The organism is Pseudomonas sp. PAMC25584 (genome assembly GCF_058135675.1).
This window is the reverse complement of record NZ_CM176870.1, coordinates 3000692-3017872: the sequence shown is the minus strand read 5'-3', so window position 1 is coordinate 3017872 and position 17181 is coordinate 3000692. Positions and strand designations below refer to the sequence as shown.

Genomic DNA, 17181 nt, shown 5'->3' with positions numbered 1-17181 from the left:
ATCTGGTCCAAGACAACCTCTGCGTGCACCAGCACACTGCCCGCCATCATTTGATGGAGCACAGGCATGCTGGCGATCTTCTTCTACGCACTGGTATTGGGTTTTGTGTTTTGCCTCTCCCCCGGCGCTGTGCTGGCGGAGACCCTGCGCCGTGGCTTACAGCACGGTTTTACTCCGGCGCTGCTGGTGCAGGTCGGCTCGCTGGTCGGCGATGCGGTGTGGGCCGTGATCGGCCTGACCGGCATCACGCTGTTGATCCAACATGACGCCGTGCGCGTGCCGCTGACCATCGTCTGCGCGCTGTACCTCGCCTGGCTCGGCGTGCGCAGCCTGGGCGACGCCTGGCGTTTGCCCGAAGCCGACAGCGCACCGGCCGGCTCCGGTCAGAATGCGCTGGCCGTGGGCGCGGCCATTTCGCTGGCCAACCCGAAAAACATTGTGTACTGGGGCGCCTTGGGCAGCGCCTTGTCGGGCATCGTCGGAGCCACGCCCAGCCACGCGCAGACGCTGATGTTTTTCGCCGGTTTCATGCTGGCCTCGGTGTTGTCGTGTTTTCTGACTGCTGCACTGGTGAATCTGTTGCGCAAGAATGCCTCGCCGACCTGGCAGCGCATCAGTTATGGGGCATGCGGTGTGGTCTTGATCTATCTCGCCGTTCTCGCCGCGCAAGGGGTATGAAGTTATATATGGTCGACAACTTTCGAGTGTGTTTTATCTGAATAGACTCTGAACACTTCGCCATTTGATTAATCATGCGTTGACATTCTGTAACGGGCTAAGTAGATTGCCCCTGCCCGCAACTGGGGCCTTTTTTAAACCTCACAAAAGAAGCCAATGGACACAGTATCTAGTCGCTGTCCGAGCACCGCGTTGGCGGGCATCGGGCGCCAAATCCAGAATATGACAGGACTTGCCTTCCCGGTCCGGTAAGCTGCGCTAGAGCTTGTGCTCCATCGTAACTGCCTCGCCGGTCGCCCGTCCGGTCCCGAGGTGTTGTTATGACCTTCCAAACCTTTGTTGTAAATGATCTACGAATGCTGGCCACCGTCCTGCGCGCCAAGCTGTGCCGTGCGCCCGCAGGCTTTTCTGCTGCCCGCCCGGCCTTTGCTGCACCCTCCCCTCAAGTGCGTCCGGCCCATCCGCTGGCGCATTGGCGTGTCTGCCCAACGACCGGACGCCTGCAACAGCATTGGGCTCAAACCGACCCTCAGGACCCACAGAGGCGTATCGTTTTCAGCCTGACTGAAGCACGCCGGATGCTCGATCTATCCCTGAGCACTCGCGCCGCATAAATCGGCTGAAACAGCAACTTTCCGACTAATACCCTGGAGTTCTTTATGAACCTGTCCAGTAGTAGCCCGCTGCGCGAGTAGTAACTAACGCGTTATTTGCGGGCCCCTTGAAAGTTATTCAACACCTTATTTGAACCGATCGCGAAGTCCGCGGCTCGGCATGCTTTCGCTCGCCTGTCATCAGGTCAGTACCGGGTATGTTTTGTCGAGAATTGGCGACAGGAGTACACACCATGAGCGCCGTAAAAAAACCACCACAGCACAAGAAAAACCGCACCGACGCCGACACCCGCCTGTCGATGCGTGCCGCCCGCGAGGCCCACAACGGTCTGTCGGCCACCCTGGCCAATGTGCGGGCCACCCAGGATGGCCTGACCGAACTGGACGCCGCCGCGCGCCTGCAACGGCAAGGCCATAACGAAGTGGCCCATGACAAGCCGCCTCACGCCATCGTCCAGTTCCTGCAGGCACTGAACAATCCGTTTATCTACGTGCTGCTGACGCTGGGCGCGATCAGCTTCGTCACTGATTACTGGCTGCCGTTACAGGCCGGTGAAGAAGTCGACCTGACCAAAGTCATCATCATCATGACCATGGTCCTGCTCAGCAGCCTGCTGCGATTCTGGCAGGAGCACCGCTCGGCCAAGTCCGCCGAAGCGCTCAAAGCCATGGTGCGCACCACTGCCACCGTGTTACGCCGCGCACAAGTCGGCGCCCAACCGACACTACGCGAAGTGCCGATGCGTGAACTGGTGGCCGGCGATATCGTGCAGCTATCGGCCGGCGATATGATCCCGGCCGACATCCGCCTGATCGAATCCCGCGACCTGTTTATCAGCCAGGCCGTACTGACCGGCGAAGCCTTGCCGGTGGAGAAATACGACACGCTGGGGGACGTAACGCAGAAATCCGCCAGCCCCCTTGCCATCGACCGGGGCAACTTGCTGGACCTGCCGAACATCTGCTTCATGGGCACCAATGTGGTCAGTGGCCGGGCGAAAGCCGTGGTGGTGGCCACCGGGCCGCGCACCTACTTCGGCTCTCTGGCCAAAGCGATTGTCGGCTCCCGGGCGCAGACCGCGTTTGATCGCGGCGTGAACAGCGTCAGTTGGCTACTGATCCGCTTCATGCTGGTGATGGTGCCGATCGTGTTCTTCCTCAACGGCTTCTCCAAGGGGGACTGGGGCGATGCCTTCCTGTTTGCCCTGGCGGTCGCCGTGGGCCTGACCCCGGAAATGCTGCCGATGATTGTCAGCGCCAACCTGGCCAAGGGCGCCACTGCCATGGCCAAGCGCAAAGTGGTGGTCAAGCGCCTCAACGCGATCCAGAACTTCGGTTCGATGGACGTGCTGTGTACCGACAAGACCGGCACCCTGACCCAGGACAAGATCATCCTTGAGCACCACGTCAACACCTTTGGCCAGCGTGATGATGCGGTGCTGTCCCTGGCCTGGCTCAACAGCTATCACCAGAGCGGCATGAAGAACCTGATGGACCAGGCCGTGGTGCAGTTCTCGGCACAGAACCCCAAGTTCCAGGTGCCGTTTGCCTACAGCAAGATCGATGAATTGCCGTTCGACTTTGTACGCCGTCGCCTGTCGATTGTGGTCAAGGACGCCGCCGACGACCACCTGCTGGTGTGCAAAGGCGCCGTGGAAGAGATGCTGAGCATTTCCACCCATGTGCTCGAAGCCGGCGCCGCCGTGCCGCTGGATCAGCGACGTCGCCAGGAGTTACTGGCGATTGCCAATGACTACAACGAAGACGGCTTCCGCGTACTGGTGGTCGCCACCCGCAATATCCCGAACGCCGTGGCGCGCCGGCAGTACACCACCGCCGATGAGCGCAACCTGGTGATCCAGGGGTTCCTGACTTTTCTCGATCCACCGAAGGAAACCGCAGGCCCGGCGATTGCGGCGCTGCAACAGATCGGCGTCGCAGTGAAAGTGCTGACCGGCGACAACGCCGTGGTCACCAGCAAGATCTGCCGCCAGGTCGGCCTCGACCCAGGCCAGCCGCTGCTCGGTGCGGACATCGAAACAATGGACGACGCAACCCTGCTGCGCCGCGTGGAAGAACGCACGGTGTTCGCCAAGCTGACACCGCTGCAAAAGTCGCGGGTGCTCAAGGCCCTGCAAGCCAACGGCCACACCGTCGGCTTCCTCGGTGACGGCATCAACGATGCCCCGGCGCTGCGCGATGCCGACGTGGGTATCTCGGTGGACAGCGGCACCGACATTGCCAAGGAATCGGCCGACATCATCCTGCTGGAAAAGAGCCTGATGGTGCTGGAGGAAGGTGTGCTCAAGGGCCGCGAAACCTTCGGCAATATCATGAAGTACCTGAACATGACCGCCAGCTCCAACTTCGGCAACGTGTTCTCGGTGCTGGTGGCCAGTGCGTTTATTCCGTTCATGCCGATGCTGGCGATCCACCTGCTGCTGCAGAACCTGATGTACGACATCTCCCAACTGGCCTTGCCGTGGGACAAGATGGACAAGGAATACCTGGCCAAGCCGCGCAAGTGGGACGCGAAGAACATCGGCCGCTTCATGCTGTGGATCGGGCCAACCTCATCGATCTTCGACATCACCACCTTCGCACTGATGTGGTACGTGTTCGCCGCCAACAGCGTGGAGATGCAGACGCTGTTCCAATCCGGCTGGTTCATCGAGGGGCTGCTCTCGCAAACCCTGGTGGTGCATATGCTGCGCACCCGCAAGATCCCGTTCTTCCAGAGCACCGCCGCATGGCCAGTATTGCTGATGACCTGCGTGGTGATCGCCCTGGGGATCTACGTGCCGTTTTCACCGCTCGGCACCCTGGTGGGCTTGCAACCGCTACCGCTGGCGTACTTCCCGTGGCTGGTGGGCACGTTGCTCAGCTACTGCTGTGTGGCCCAACTGATGAAGACGATCTACATCCGCCGCTTCAAGCAGTGGTACTGATCACTCCCTCCGTTTAAACGGTGGTGGTCGCCCGGCCACCACCGTGTACTACAAGGATTTCAACGATGCGCGTGCTGATCTGTGCAGGTCGTCATTACGCCGACACGAAAATGTCCCGCCAAGTGCTGGACGCCTACCACCGCCTGCGCCCGGTGCAGGTATTGATCCACGGCGGCAACCCATTCCTAGGCAGCGACATCGAGGAATGGGCGCGGGAAATCGGTATCGATGTGGTGCGTTACCCGCCCAATTGGCAACGCCACGGCAAGCAGGCGGAGCGCCAGCGCAACGAATTCATGCTGACCGACAGCCGCCCCAATGTGGTCATCGCCCTGCCAGGCGGTGATGACACATCCGAGCTGGTCTGCCAGGCCAAAGCCAGCGGAATTTCGGTGCTGACCGTAGAAAGCTGAATTCAAGCGAGGTACACCATGCACAAGAAACACCGTCAACACTCGAACGGGGTTGCCCGCTATCGCAGCGCTCGCCATACCCTCTTGTTGCTACCGCCCGCCAAACGACGCGCGCTGCGGCGCAATCTGATGTTTATCGGGCTGACGCTCAGCGTCATCCTCCTCATCAGCCTATTGTCGAAGGCCTTCGCAGCGGGGGGGCGCCTACGTGGTCGACGACGGCGCAATCAATGCGCCGGGCGAATGCAACGTCGACGCCTGGTACAGCGCCCAGCGACACGACGGCAGTACGCACAACGAGACGCTGTCGCCTGCCTGCACCTTCAACGCCCTGCCTGCAATACAGTGGGGCGCGACACTGTCACGGGCCAACCGCGAGACTCAAGTAAGCCCGCAAGTGAAGGCACAGATGATGTCACGCCAGGACTTGGGTCTGGAGATGGCCGTGTCCGTCGGTGCCCACGTTGCCCTCGACCGGCGGCACGCGTTTGACGGCGCGGATTTCAACGTGCCGTTGACGTGGCAACCGCTGGGGGCCCTGCGACTGAACCTGAATGCCGGCTGGACCCATACGTATGACGACGGCGAGCAAAACCATCGCCTCACATGGGGCTCCAGCGTCGAATACCAGGTGGCGCATTCATTGACACTGATAGTCGAGCGCTACGGCCAGAAAGGCAGTGAGCAGGCCTGGCAAGCGGGCCCGCGATTCCACATTGGGCCGTTGGTCGACGTAGACGTCGTGGTCGGGCGCAGCCTGGTGGCTGAGCGCGCACAATGGTTGAGCACCGGCGCCACGCTGCGTTTCTAGGGATTCCCCCCTTCGCATCGGTGGCGCCTGCGGCGGCGCCCCTACCGGAACCCGATGACCGCCGGGCGGACACGTCTTATGATGGCGCCATCGCACCGCCAGAGAGCACGCACGTGAACCGTCTCGAACAGATTGCCCTGATGGCGACCTACAACCAGTGGATGAACCGCAAAGTCTATGACGCGGCCGCCAAGCTGACGGACGCCGAATTACGAATGGATCGCCGTGCGTTTTTCGGTTCGATCCTCGGCACGCTGAACCACCTGACATTGGGTGACACCGTGTGGCTCAAGCGCTTTGCCCAGCATCCCGCCGGCCATTCGGCGCTGGCACCGTTAAGCGCGATTGCCACCCCCACCGACCTCAAGCACCTGGCCTTCGCCAACCTGCGCGAGTTGACCACGCACCGCGCCTGGCTGGATCGACTGATCATCGACTGGGCGCAGAGCCTGCGCGAGCCCGACCTCGACCTGCGCCTGCAGTACCACAACATGCGCGGCATCGCGGCGGACAAACCGTTTTTCAGCCTGCTGCTGCACTTTTTCAATCATCAGACCCACCACCGGGGCCAGGTGACAACGCTGCTGACCCAAGCGGGACACGATGTGGGCGATACCGACCTGCTCGCGCTGATCGACTGAACTCAGCGGGCGCGGAACTCGGCGTAGGCCTGCAACAAGCGCGGAAAATCCTGCGGCGCGGGCAATTGTGCAAAGCCCTCGACCGCCGGCGTCGTGGCCCAAGGCAGTTTCTCGCTGGTCCAGGTTTCCATGAAAGGCTCGTAATCCCTGGCGCTATCCAGCAACGTCGCGCGCACATTGACGAATTCATCAATGCCATGGGGGCGTGTGAACAGCCAGCTCATGCAATGGGGGCAGAAGTAATGGCGGTCGGCGCCATGCATACCGCCGACCACGGGGCACCCTTGGGTCACGGTGAACGCACTGGCGGGAATCAGCGCACTGAGGGAGAACGCGCTGGCGGTCATCTTCTGACAACCGGTGCAATGGCAAGCCATGGTGATCACCGGGGCCTGGCTCACACTGAAGCGCACTCGGTTACAACGGCAACTGCCTTCATGGGGCAGGTTTTCGACGCTCATCCACTCACTCCTTTTTATGATTAGGCTCAAGCCAGGGTAACGTCGCGCCCAGGGGTTGAACAGGGCTGCAGGGCACAAACCGAACGCTGCGACCGGCGCGGGGTCGTAATTGAAGGTGTCGGGATTAATCGCAGCCCGCCCTCCCCGCGTGCATTGTGGGTCTACCGATGCGCGCCCCCCAAGAAGGAGACGCTTACATGGTCATTCACTTCAAGGTCGCCGGGCACTTAGCCTGCGGCCATCACGGCGGCAACCTCCCCTCCAGTACTGAGCTGAACCGCGTCAAATGCCGTACCTGCCGCAACACCGAAGCCTATAAGGAAGCGCGACGCACCCAACGCAACGCCGCGCGCCGTGCCTCGCGGCGAGCCAGGACCCACACCTCCAGCGACTGGCGCAGCGCTTGGGCACAACGCCTGACCGACCTGCCCGGGTTGCAACGCCTGCCACGCGGCTTCAGTGGCCAGCCCTTCGTATAGGCCAACATGCAGAAGCCCCGGTTGCGCTGGGGCTTTGTTCTGCTGGGCGAAGTGCGAGTGCCCTACACTCAGACACCAGCCTGCTTACTACTGAGCATCCACGCTGAAGTGCAGAGACAGCGTATCGGCGCACTTGTCATTTTTGAGGCCTGTTCCCCAACCCTCGGAATCTTCGGTTTCTCCCTGGGCACCTATGTAGATCACTGATCTATCGAGCTTTTTCATCCCCCTCTTTGTACAACAAAGGCGCCTTCGACCTTGCGCCCAAGCGCCCGGATCTATATATTCCCAACCCTGCTGCACCGCGCTACCGCCCGAATGGCGAAACTGGTAGACGCATGGGACTTAAAATCCCCCGCTCGTAAGGGCGTGCCGGTTCGATTCCGGCTTCGGGCACCATAGATATCAAGGGCTTGCATGATGAACTTCATGCAGGCCCTTATTTTTTTGTTCCGCAATTCCCTTTCTTCGGCGCCCTGCCGATCGAACACAAGCCATCGAAAACGTTTCAACTGCCAACCGATGTGTCAGATCGGTACGATCATCGGGAAACCAACGCGGTAGTGTTGGATTATTGGCCGCGAACTCCGCGCGCCCTACTCTGCTAGAGTGACGCCCTCCGGTCGCAATGGAAGCATCGAAGAATGAACTAATGGAAGACCCTGGCAGGCGCCCTCAGGGTATCGATCAGCACTCAGGTCGTGGCCGCCGAAAACAACAACCTATTCCAAGCGCCACCGATGTCCGACATGCAGTTGGCCCAGGCGATAGCAACTTCATTCTAATACCGACCTTCGCGCGGGCTTCCGGCCAGGGCTTCTTGTGCCACCCTATCGAACGGATAGTTTTTCCGCATTACCCAATTCATATGTACCTACGTACATTGATGTCATTACGCCGCCAGCCGGCGTGATTACATTTATGGGCAGAGGGCGTTTCAGTGAAAGTTTTTGGTCTTGGCATTCTGATTCCTCTATGCGGACTCAGCTATTTAGGTAGAGGCGGCTGTAATGAGGTTGCGCTTTTTGCCAACATTCTTTTTTTATTCAGCGCTATAGCTCTGTACTTCTACCCATCGATATGTGCAATCGGCCATGTCAAGAAAGCCCGTGTATCGATATTCAAGCTGAACCTGCTTGCTGGCTGGACTGGCATCGGTTGGTTTGTAGCGCTTTACAGGGCTTTAGTGTTGCAGGTTACAGACAAATGAGTGTGCATCGGGTTTCTTGTATCTGCCCATCGTCGTGCCGCCATTGAGCTGGCTTTCTGCTTTTGCGACATCCTTTTCACCTGGCATTTACAGGACAGAGTGCAAAGTTGCCCTACTCCTTTGAAGAATTCCCTTTAGGTCCGCCCACAAGCGGGCTTTTTTTTGCCTGCTACTATGCTGTCGATACGCTTTAGCGTTAGCGGAGACCACTCAATGCCCTCCCCAAAATACTCCCTCGCCCGAGTCAACAGATAACCCGGCCCAGCGCCGGGCATATTGTTTCTGCCAGCAGCCGTATTTCTTATTCAACAGTGTTTGCAAGAAATTCGCCCGCCTTACGAACAAGCTTCCGCCATTCATCCTCATTGATGATGACCGGCGTTCTTCATGCGGTCGGCCCCACTAAGCAACTTGAAATACTTGTCCTCAACGTCCTGTTCGTTTACAACCTGGTATAGAAGGTCCCTCCAGGCGTTTACAGCTGAACGACGCATTACAGATCACCTGATCATGTCTGAGAAATGGAACCTGAGGTCTCAAAAAACGTTCAACGACGTCACGTTCGACCAGCGCTCATGGCATTATGCCATCAACCATTCGAATTAGAGATCATTCACAGGCGCGACGTCACTCGTTTAGAAAATTTTCATATGGGGTGCATGCCAACGGTCGCGATCTACAGAGGCTGCGCTGATGGAGTTGACGCTGCTCGTCGAAAGCCAAGGCCACACGAATGCCGGCCAAAACGTCCGAGGCGCACTTGAGGTGATCGGGGAGAACGCCGGTGGTCACCTCTGAGGAACATCGATGCCGAACTCAGACCTGATGCCCTCGCTCAAAAACGACGCTAACCAGCTCACACCTGGTGTTTGTAGCGCAAGGCTTATAACTGGCCCACAAATACAGTACTCACACGTCAATGTTTAAGTACCGCAACATTATTTTTTGTGAATGTTTTTGCACCTGACCGCTTGAGTCATTGATATAGACGCGATGCCTCTGCGCCCGTCGACCTTTCTTTTATACCCGCTGAGAAGCATCCCGCTTTGACTCACTAACTCTGTAGCCAACCTAAAATCTTAGTTACGCGAAACATTAGCATTTACATCATTCCAGGCAACCCTAAAATCGGTACTTACACACTTTTTAGAACGCACGACTCCTTGCTTTAATTGAGGCACACCCCTTACGCTTCACGCCCGATAAAAAGCTCAGCTATTAGTGAGTACTGACCTTGCTCGCAGCGCGAGACGAGTATCAATTTCAATTAGAGAAACAAATATGAATCATGAACAAATAGCTGAAGACTCTGAAGACGAGGGATATAGTCAAGCCGCCCGCGCATCGGCAGCCTCCCGATGCACATGGATGAGCGTCATCGTCAATATTGCGCTCTCATTCACACAAATTGCAGTGGGCGTGATGTCAAAATCCCAGGGGCTTGTAGCCGATGGTATTCACTCGCTATCAGACCTGATCGCTGATTTCGTAGTGCTATTCGCCAGCCACAAAAGCAAAGAGGATGCTGACGAAGGTCATCCTTATGGGCATCTGCGTTTCGAGACTGCCGCATCCATGGTATTGGGAATACTATTGCTGATCGTGGGTGTCGGCATGATCGGATCTGCGGTGTTCAAGCTTGAAACCCCTGAGTCGATTCCAACGGTACACGTTGCCGCCTTGTGGGTTGCCATTGCAGCGCTGGTAGCCAAGGAGTTGTTGTTTCGCTTTATGCTGAGGGTCGCCAAAAAAGTTAAGTCTAGTTTGTTGGTTGCCAATGCCTGGCACGCAAGATCCGACGCGGCGTCCTCCTTGGTTGTCGGCATAGGCATCGTTGGTAATCTGGCGGGCTACCCGATTCTTGACCCCATTGCTGCGCTGGTGGTCGGAGGCATGATCGCCAAGATGGGTTGGACCTTCACTTGGGATTCATTACATGACCTGATGGACCGCTCTGCCGATGAGCAGGAAGTAGAAACCATTCGCAACACGCTCGAAAACATACCTGGAATTAAAGGGGTGCATGATCTACGAACTCGAAAAATGGGTGACATGATCATCGTCGACGCTCATATCGAAGTAGATGCCTCAATTACCGTTGCACAAGGTCATGCTATTGCGGTTTCAGCAAGGGAAGAGGTGATGCGGATACATCGCGTTTTGAATCTTATGACGCACGTAGATCCCTGGCACCGCCCTGACCTTGATCATTAACCCGGCGCGGCGCCTGTAGCGCGACGCGCCAAGATAGATAGTGCAAAAGCAACTCGTAAACCATCACAAAATTATCACACATTTTTCACCTACAACTTGAGCGCTAGCGTGCCGAACCAAACTTAAGACCAGGAAACGCTCTCAATTATTTTTATTCATGAGGTGCTTAACTAAAGTGGCTAAACATTGAAACAATATGCCGATAGTATTAACTCAAACTAGCGATTCTTAAGGGGATTCACATGACATCGGCAATTACGGGTTCGACACACATCACACAACCGCAACCTGCAGCATTCAAACCCCAAGTCCGGCCAGCCGTGCAGGCAGACAGCGACGGCGATCATGACGGTAGCACGCCGGGCGAAGTCGAACAGACCAAAGCAACCTCAGGATCAATAGGCACGCGAGTCAACACGACGGCGTAACGCTCAGTAGAGATAGGAGGGGGAAGCAACCCCCTCTGCGTCTTTGAGGGATGTCCATTAGGCCCGTGCGCGGGCCGTCTACTTGGCCACTGCTACGCTTTCTAGACCCTCAAATGGACCTAATGGCTGGACTAATCACGGCCCCCTCGATGCGATGTCATCAATTAGAGGATTGCCAAGTTGCCCATATCCGAGCAGATCGCCGCAATGATCAGCACAGTGACTCGCCATGAGTGCATCGAGCTTGCGATCCGGTCGTTTGCCCATAAAAGCCTGTCATTTTTATCGAACTGCAATACAGTTTTTAGACCAACATTCGACGTGACCGGGCCAACATAAGGCGCGCCTAACAGCGCCCGATATACTAGGAACATAAAAGCGAAATGTGCGGTAAAAACCCAGAATCCAATGGCCTCAGCCTGAAATAAAGCTATACCTATATAGCTACCAATAAGGAGATCATCATGCTGTGGCTTAAGCTATTTTTCGTCACGCCCTCTAAATTCCGCAGCTTCGTCAAAGTTGATCAAAACGGCGTCTGCTCAGAGCTCATTCGATGCCAACAATCGCCTGCGGACACATGGGTGGAAGTGGATGAATTCTGCGTGAGTTGGCTCGGCAAGCCGTTACCTGATTATGCCTGCAAAGCGAGTCTTGCGGGAGTGAGTCTGCTATCAAAACGGCAGCCCTCTCCATAGGCCGTACCAGGGAGGTCGGCGGCTACCGGCATCAAGCAATCGATTTGAGAGACGCATTAAAAATGTTTGCCCGCGATAATCGACCAAATAGAGCCATGCTCAGATTCTCATGAAGGGCTTGCATATAAGAAGCGCCAAAAACAGCATCCAGCAAACAACCAGTAGTACCGTAACCGTAGTCCATCTAAGTCCCATGATCAAAATCCTTTTTTTGACTATTTCTTCTTTCACGCAAAGCAAAAAGATTAGGGCCGCCCCTATTTCCTAAGCTGCTATTGCGCCAGGGCGAACCAGCTAAGATCTTCGAGTGTTTCAAGCTCCACGCTACGTTGAGTAACGCGTAGAACAAAGGATCAGATATCATTCGCACTATCACGGATAGATCCCGAAAAAACAGCATGACATCGGCGAAAGAGCTTGCCTTCGTCGAGCATGAGCAAAACCAGTAAAAGCGCCACCTTTATACATAAAAAATCAGTCTTGTATGTAAGATTAATGGCCACTCGTCCAAACCAACCAGAATTACTTTAATTAAGTACCCTTATGCGTGCATTTTAGGCATTCAAAGCGCCCGGCAAGCACTCATCTGAATGACCATCTGGACTCACGGCCCATGTTGTTTGACGCGCCGGGCCTCGAAGAGACTTTGAGCTTGTTTACCTGGTTAACTGGCTGCAGTTTCTTCACCCATCTAAGTCCCGACGCAAGCTAAGCACTCGATGCTCGCTGTCGCTGCTATTGCTAATGCCCGTGCGATTCTGGCTTCGCACCTTAGAGATCAAGAGCTTGCCGGGGAATCTGATGCGCCCCTTATCTTTTCTGCACCACCATTTCTGACCTTGCTCCGCACCTCCCCAGCCACGGCGTCCAGCCGACCAACCCCATGCTTTTCTCCCGGCACTAAACAACCGCACGTTCGCGTTACCTGCCCGCAGAAGCAAAGCCCGGACGTCGTTGGCAGGGATGCTTCCCTGACGCCACGCTGCATTATTACCTTTTCAGCAACAATCATTTCCAGGCTTTGGGATTTATCAAAATCGCCAACGGCATAAACTAGACCCAGCTTCCAAACAAAGCGACGAAGCGCCAATCCACAGGGTCCAAGCAAACCACCCTCCCGCGCCTCGTAGAGCCTTCGGCCATATGTACTCCGACTGAAGACGTAAATCGTTTGCATCGTTGGGACACTGAAAAAATGAAACTGTTTAAAATGTTGATTGCTGCTTCTTTTGTAATGCTGGGCAGCCAGATGGCGTTTGCCGATCAACCGGCCGTCGAGCAGTACAGCTACAGCTCGCACCTCGACATCGCCAAAGTGATTCACGTGGACTCTATCCCTGACAATGTCTGTGCGGTAGTGCCTGTCCAGATGACTTACCTGGACCACCAAGGCCATGAACACGTCATGCAATACAGTGTGATGGGTAACGGTTGTTCCAACAGCTGACCGAGTCCCAACAAAGCCTGCTTGATGGCAGGTTTGTTAAAACGCCCCACGGGGGCAAGCTGGGGGAAGTTCCCAGCATCATTTGCGCCCCCTGCATCGGTGATGCAGGTAGACCCCGCCAAGTGCGGGTTTTTTTGTGGCTCAACAAAACCAGATCACGCAAAGGAATGCCAAATAATGAAGCGGCTCTGCTCGATGAAAAAGCCTGGAACACGTCCAGGCCTTTTCGAGTCGAGCAGCACTCGGTTGCGTGCTGTCAGTCTGATTGATCGGGTGTGACGTTGTCCTGGGGTTGAACCAACAGATCCAAGGTACGCTCGCCCGTATCCTCCCGCGTTATGCCTCTATTCGACATGACCGTTTCCAGGTTCTTTACATGTATCGCTTTGTTCCACCTGACTGAGCTTACATCGTACCTAGCCGCCAGGGCTTTAACCTGTGCCAAACAAACTAAGGGGAGAGTCTCTTCATGGCTGACGCCCTCCGCAATAATGGCAACTTTCCACGCATCAACCTCCATCATGTGTTTGGCCCTGACTCTTCTGACGTTTTTGTGGCCACGCTTAATGTAATGTATCTCGTAATCAGTCTGCATAATCACCTGGCATTACCCTTTGATTATCACGCTTACGTTAAATACCCTGCGAAAGCGGCAGTCAGCTTTTGAAGTGACAATCAAGCCAGTGGTCCAGCTCAGAGGAGGAATGGCGCTCACGCGCAGGAACGCGAGCCAGGCTTTCCGCGACCCTGAGCCTATTTTCAGGCGTCGTGTCATAGCCCCTGGTTATTAAGAAAATCTCAATATACTCGGATGTACTAATGACTTTGTTATCGGTCACGAGCACCGCTTTCACGCTGGCATTTCCGTGTAACTCGTTTGGATATGTATATTCCAATGGGATCACCTATTTTAAGAGGGAAACTATTTTCCCTACTTTTAATATGGCCCCGTTTTTGTAGACTGACTCAAAAGTCAGCTATTTTATTTTTTAATCGCGTTACATTTGTATGTCAAAAATGTAGCGCTCTTTATATGGCCCTTTAGCATTCAAAAGACAGCAAACCCACGTGTCGACAGCCAGGTAGTGCGATGTACCGAATCAACTTCGGTTTATTGAAACACTCCCCGGCATCCGGCACACTCCGGGGCTCTTGGAAAAAGGAATTTACCAATACCATTCTCATTGGAAGAACGAACTGCGTTGCTCGCACTCAAGGACGTAGGCCCCACAGTGATTACCCGGCTTGAACAGATGGGCATCGAATCGCTGGACGCTCTCAGCCAATCACACGTGGCAGACATCCTGGCCCAGGCCTCTGCGGCATTAGGCTCGACATGCTGGAAGAACAGCCCTCAAGCCCGCGCCGCAATCACTGCGGCCGTGGCACTGGCGAGAAACGAGCGCGCACGCAACCCTCACGGGTAAGCGCGTTCAATCGCCTCCCGCAGGGGCTGCTTGTTGACTGCCTGGCGGATCTAGCGTGGTTTCATTGCAGACAGCACGATTGATTCGACGAGACGCCGAACGGCGACGCACGTGTGCTCGTTTGGCGTATTCCTCTCGTTGTAGAGCGCCGGGCCGCTGTCACTCTCCCAGACATCGCCATCCTTCAGAATCCGAAACGCCCAGATTTCCGGCCAGGCGTCTCGTCCCTGCTCGTCCAGCGTGTGCTTGCGAAGCACCACGCGACCAAAGGTGCCGCTGCCCTCATTGGCATAGAGCAGATTCGCTCTGACCAAACCGAAGTGGCCTTCAACCTGGAAGTAACCCTCTGGCGGAACGGAAAAGCTCGCGCCAAAACGGCTGTGCGTAGACGCAAAGAGTTCAGAAAGACGTGCTCGCAACCCTTCGGTGTACTGCGCAACGTCCTCGATATCCTGGACGACATGACCGATACCGTTCAGCGACTCTTCAGCATATGCATCAAACAACATGGTCCGGTTCCTTTTATGGCTGGATTAGCGTCGTGCCGGGTTGCCCTCAACCCGGGTTTCAACCTGCACCGAACCAGTTTGACGTGTCGGTGCCGGTCATCACTTGATCTGCGCTAAAGCATTGGCGAACTGCTGACCACCCGCAACGCCAGCCCTTCATACGCATCCAGCGTAATGGTGAATTCCCCCTCCTCCGTCAGGTCGCCCTCGACCCGTTCATTGATGATGTCCACCACCGGTCCCGGCGCGATATTGGGCAGGTGCAAGGTTTCGGTGAGCGGCGTGCTACCGAAGTTCAGCGCGGTGATTTGCGTGCCTTTGCCGGCCGGCAGTTCGTGGACCATGATCAGCAAGCCAGGATGTTCGACGTCCGGCACCAGGATTTGGCGACTGGCGGCGATATCATAGGCACGGCGCACGGCGAGGATTTTCTGCAATTGGGAAGCAAACGAGTCGGGGTCCTGCAATTGGCTGTTGAGGCTGCCGTACAGGCTTTTCGAACGTGGCATCTGCCCAGCGGATAGCTCGGCCTGCGGGTTCAGGTCCACCAGGTCGTAGGCACCCCGGTGAATCCAGCGGGTATCGCCATCAGCCATCAGGTGCGCGACCTCATCCGCCGCCAACGGCAATGCACCGACCAGGTCCCAGCCGGACAAGGCGAACACGCCGGGTTGCATGGCGTTGTACATCACCAAGAGCAAATGGATCTGGCGAATCTGCTCGATATCAGCCGGCGTGATCGCCTCCAGGTCACGAATGCCGAGGGCTGCCGTGATGATGCTGGCGGTGGTGCAGGACACGCCATTGGTGACGAACTTGAGGTTATACGGTGCATGTTCGCCGGCCAGGCGCTCGTACATCTGCTCACGGATATGCTCGCGCAGGATGTTGCCGGGAAAGGTCTGCCCCTGGTAGAGGAAGCTGTCATGGGCATGTAGGGTCCAGAAATGCACCAGTTCCAGGGTCAGCTCATCATGGTTTTGCAAGGCATGGATCAGCGAGCCGGGGTCGATGCCGAGGGTGTGCATCTGGCGCAGCATCAAGCGCAGGAACTCGGTATCGCCCATCAACAACGCATGCTGGTACGCCGGCCGGGTGATGAAGTCGTAGGAGAGATCAGCACCGCCGTGGGACATCGAGGCGATATCGTCCACGGTCAGGTTCAGTTCCTGGAAGCTGAAACCGCCGGCCTTGCGAATCGCGCCGCCGAGCAACTGATTACCGGTGATCGACAGCGGATGGCTTTCCGACCAGGCCGTGCCGTCGAGCTTGCGCTCGACACCGAGGAAACCGTTGGCGTCCAGGCGCAGGATCTTCGCGCCCATGACATCGATCGCGTGCAGCGCATCGCCAATGATCATCTGCTGCGCGGCGAAGGATGGATCGAGCCAGTTGAGCGACGGTTGGCCCTCCTTGAAGTAATGCAGGTAGACCCAGCGCCGCGGCTTGCCGTCGACACCCATGACCACGGGCGTGGTGCTCCAGTCGGTTTCCTTCACGCCAGGCTCGAAGAAAATCACCCGCTGCAACTGACCGACGATGTAGTGTTTATCGCGTAGCGCATCCACCTGCAGCGGGCTGAGGTTCTGCGCATCGCGCCCGTCGGCGACCTCCGGCAGCAACGGCCAGTCTTCCTCGCGGATTTCCACCATATGGTAGAGCCCTGGGTAATCCTCGTAAGCCATCTCGGCCAGGCGGAAATCCGCGCCCTTGCCCGTGTGCGACGGGATCACATCATCGATGATCACCGCGTTATGGGCGGCCGCCATGCGCGTCAGTGCCTGCAACTGCGCCTCGGTGCCCAACTGCGGGTCGATGTCGAAGCTGATGCGGTCGAAATTGCCATCGATGGTCGGCGTGTGTTCCGTCCCGGCCAGGCCGCCGGACTTTTTCAGCGGGCCGTTGTGAATGCCCTGGATACCGATCTTCGACAAGGCATGCCACAGGCTTTCATCGCCCAGCGCCTCCAGCACCGTGCCATTCTCACGCGTGACAATCGACGCCGGGTACGCGGTAAACCACACCGACGACAAGGCTGACGCATCACGCGGCCGGGTGTGCGCATACGGCTGTTGCCACAGGCGGCCTTGCCCCGAATAGAGCTTGGCCCGTTGCCGCGCCGCGTGCAGCATCGACTGTTGCACCAGCCAGTTCACATGATCGTTGTCCGCCGCCGTCATAAGCCCATTACCTGTCGTCGTGA

15 protein-coding genes, 1 tRNA gene and 1 pseudogene are annotated in these 17181 nt (G+C 56.7%); 13 read left to right on the top strand and 4 right to left on the bottom strand.

Features of this window, described 5'->3' with window-relative positions; genetic code table 11:
* Positions 1–66 precede the first annotated feature (66 nt).
* From ACS5Q8_RS13785 to ACS5Q8_RS13760, 6 genes and pseudogenes are all read left to right on the top strand, one after another.
* Positions 67–678, top strand: a complete 612-nt coding sequence (locus ACS5Q8_RS13785) for a LysE family transporter (protein WP_276192874.1) — start codon at positions 67–69, stop codon at positions 676–678.
* Between the two features lie 320 nt (positions 679–998).
* Positions 999–1292 (top strand): hypothetical protein, encoded by a 294-nt coding sequence (locus ACS5Q8_RS13780; RefSeq protein ID WP_276192873.1) that lies wholly within the window; start codon positions 999–1001, stop codon positions 1290–1292.
* A 233-nt stretch (positions 1293–1525) separates the two neighbouring features.
* Positions 1526–4240 (top strand): magnesium-translocating P-type ATPase, encoded by a 2715-nt coding sequence (mgtA, locus tag ACS5Q8_RS13775; RefSeq protein WP_465160315.1) that lies wholly within the window; start codon positions 1526–1528, stop codon positions 4238–4240.
* Between the two features lie 65 nt (positions 4241–4305).
* Positions 4306–4653, top strand: coding sequence for an SLOG family protein (locus ACS5Q8_RS13770; RefSeq protein ID WP_276192870.1), 348 nt, complete (start codon positions 4306–4308; stop codon positions 4651–4653).
* An 18-nt stretch (positions 4654–4671) separates the two neighbouring features.
* Positions 4672–5464 (top strand): annotated as a pseudogene (locus tag ACS5Q8_RS13765) (PA4824 family protein).
* 113 nt (positions 5465–5577) lie between these two features.
* Complete coding sequence (locus ACS5Q8_RS13760; protein WP_276192867.1) at positions 5578–6105, top strand: DinB family protein; 528 nt, start codon at positions 5578–5580, stop codon at positions 6103–6105.
* Positions 6106–6107: 2 nt separating this feature from the next.
* On the opposite strand, the gene ACS5Q8_RS13755 is transcribed toward ACS5Q8_RS13760, so the two are convergent.
* Positions 6108–6566 carry a GFA family protein gene (locus ACS5Q8_RS13755; protein WP_276192866.1) on the bottom strand — a complete coding sequence of 153 codons (459 nt, stop codon included), beginning with the start codon at positions 6564–6566 and terminating at the stop codon, positions 6108–6110.
* Positions 6567–6763: 197 nt separating this feature from the next.
* On the opposite strand from ACS5Q8_RS13755, the gene ACS5Q8_RS13750 reads away from it, so the two are divergent.
* The 6 genes from ACS5Q8_RS13750 (at position 6764) to ACS5Q8_RS13725 (ending at position 13042) form a co-directional block, all read left to right on the top strand.
* Positions 6764–7045 carry a hypothetical protein gene (locus tag ACS5Q8_RS13750; RefSeq protein WP_426099737.1) on the top strand — a complete coding sequence of 94 codons (282 nt, stop codon included), beginning with the start codon at positions 6764–6766 and terminating at the stop codon, positions 7043–7045.
* 312 nt (positions 7046–7357) lie between these two features.
* Positions 7358–7444, top strand: a tRNA-Leu gene (locus tag ACS5Q8_RS13745).
* Positions 7445–7985: 541 nt separating this feature from the next.
* The gene (locus ACS5Q8_RS13740) at positions 7986–8255 is read left to right on the top strand and encodes a superinfection immunity protein (protein WP_276192864.1); all 270 of its coding nucleotides are present in this window, start codon (positions 7986–7988) and stop codon (positions 8253–8255) included.
* Positions 8256–9536: 1281 nt separating this feature from the next.
* Positions 9537–10469, top strand: coding sequence for a cation diffusion facilitator family transporter (locus ACS5Q8_RS13735; protein WP_276192862.1), 933 nt, complete (start codon positions 9537–9539; stop codon positions 10467–10469).
* A gap of 892 nt (positions 10470–11361) precedes the next feature.
* Complete coding sequence (locus ACS5Q8_RS13730; RefSeq protein ID WP_276192861.1) at positions 11362–11595, top strand: hypothetical protein; 234 nt, start codon at positions 11362–11364, stop codon at positions 11593–11595.
* A gap of 1210 nt (positions 11596–12805) precedes the next feature.
* The gene (locus ACS5Q8_RS13725; protein ID WP_253400390.1) at positions 12806–13042 is read left to right on the top strand and encodes a DUF2790 domain-containing protein; all 237 of its coding nucleotides are present in this window, start codon (positions 12806–12808) and stop codon (positions 13040–13042) included.
* Between the two features lie 256 nt (positions 13043–13298).
* On the opposite strand, the gene ACS5Q8_RS13720 is transcribed toward ACS5Q8_RS13725, so the two are convergent.
* Positions 13299–13637 carry a DUF6555 family protein gene (locus ACS5Q8_RS13720; RefSeq protein ID WP_489990331.1) on the bottom strand — a complete coding sequence of 113 codons (339 nt, stop codon included), beginning with the start codon at positions 13635–13637 and terminating at the stop codon, positions 13299–13301.
* 577 nt (positions 13638–14214) lie between these two features.
* Between ACS5Q8_RS13720 and ACS5Q8_RS13715 the strand changes: the two genes are divergently transcribed.
* Entirely contained in the window at positions 14215–14469 is a 255-nt protein-coding gene (locus ACS5Q8_RS13715; protein WP_426102856.1) for a helix-hairpin-helix domain-containing protein, read from the top strand.
* Positions 14470–14519: 50 nt separating this feature from the next.
* Here ACS5Q8_RS13715 and ACS5Q8_RS13710 read toward each other — a convergent pair whose 3' ends face one another.
* Together ACS5Q8_RS13710 and treS are read right to left on the bottom strand one after the other, a co-directional pair.
* Complete coding sequence (locus tag ACS5Q8_RS13710) at positions 14520–14978, bottom strand: hypothetical protein (protein ID WP_276192858.1); 459 nt, start codon at positions 14976–14978, stop codon at positions 14520–14522.
* A gap of 113 nt (positions 14979–15091) precedes the next feature.
* Positions 15092–17158 (bottom strand): maltose alpha-D-glucosyltransferase, encoded by a 2067-nt coding sequence (treS, locus tag ACS5Q8_RS13705; protein WP_276192857.1) that lies wholly within the window; start codon positions 17156–17158, stop codon positions 15092–15094.
* Positions 17159–17181: the final 23 nt, after the last annotated feature.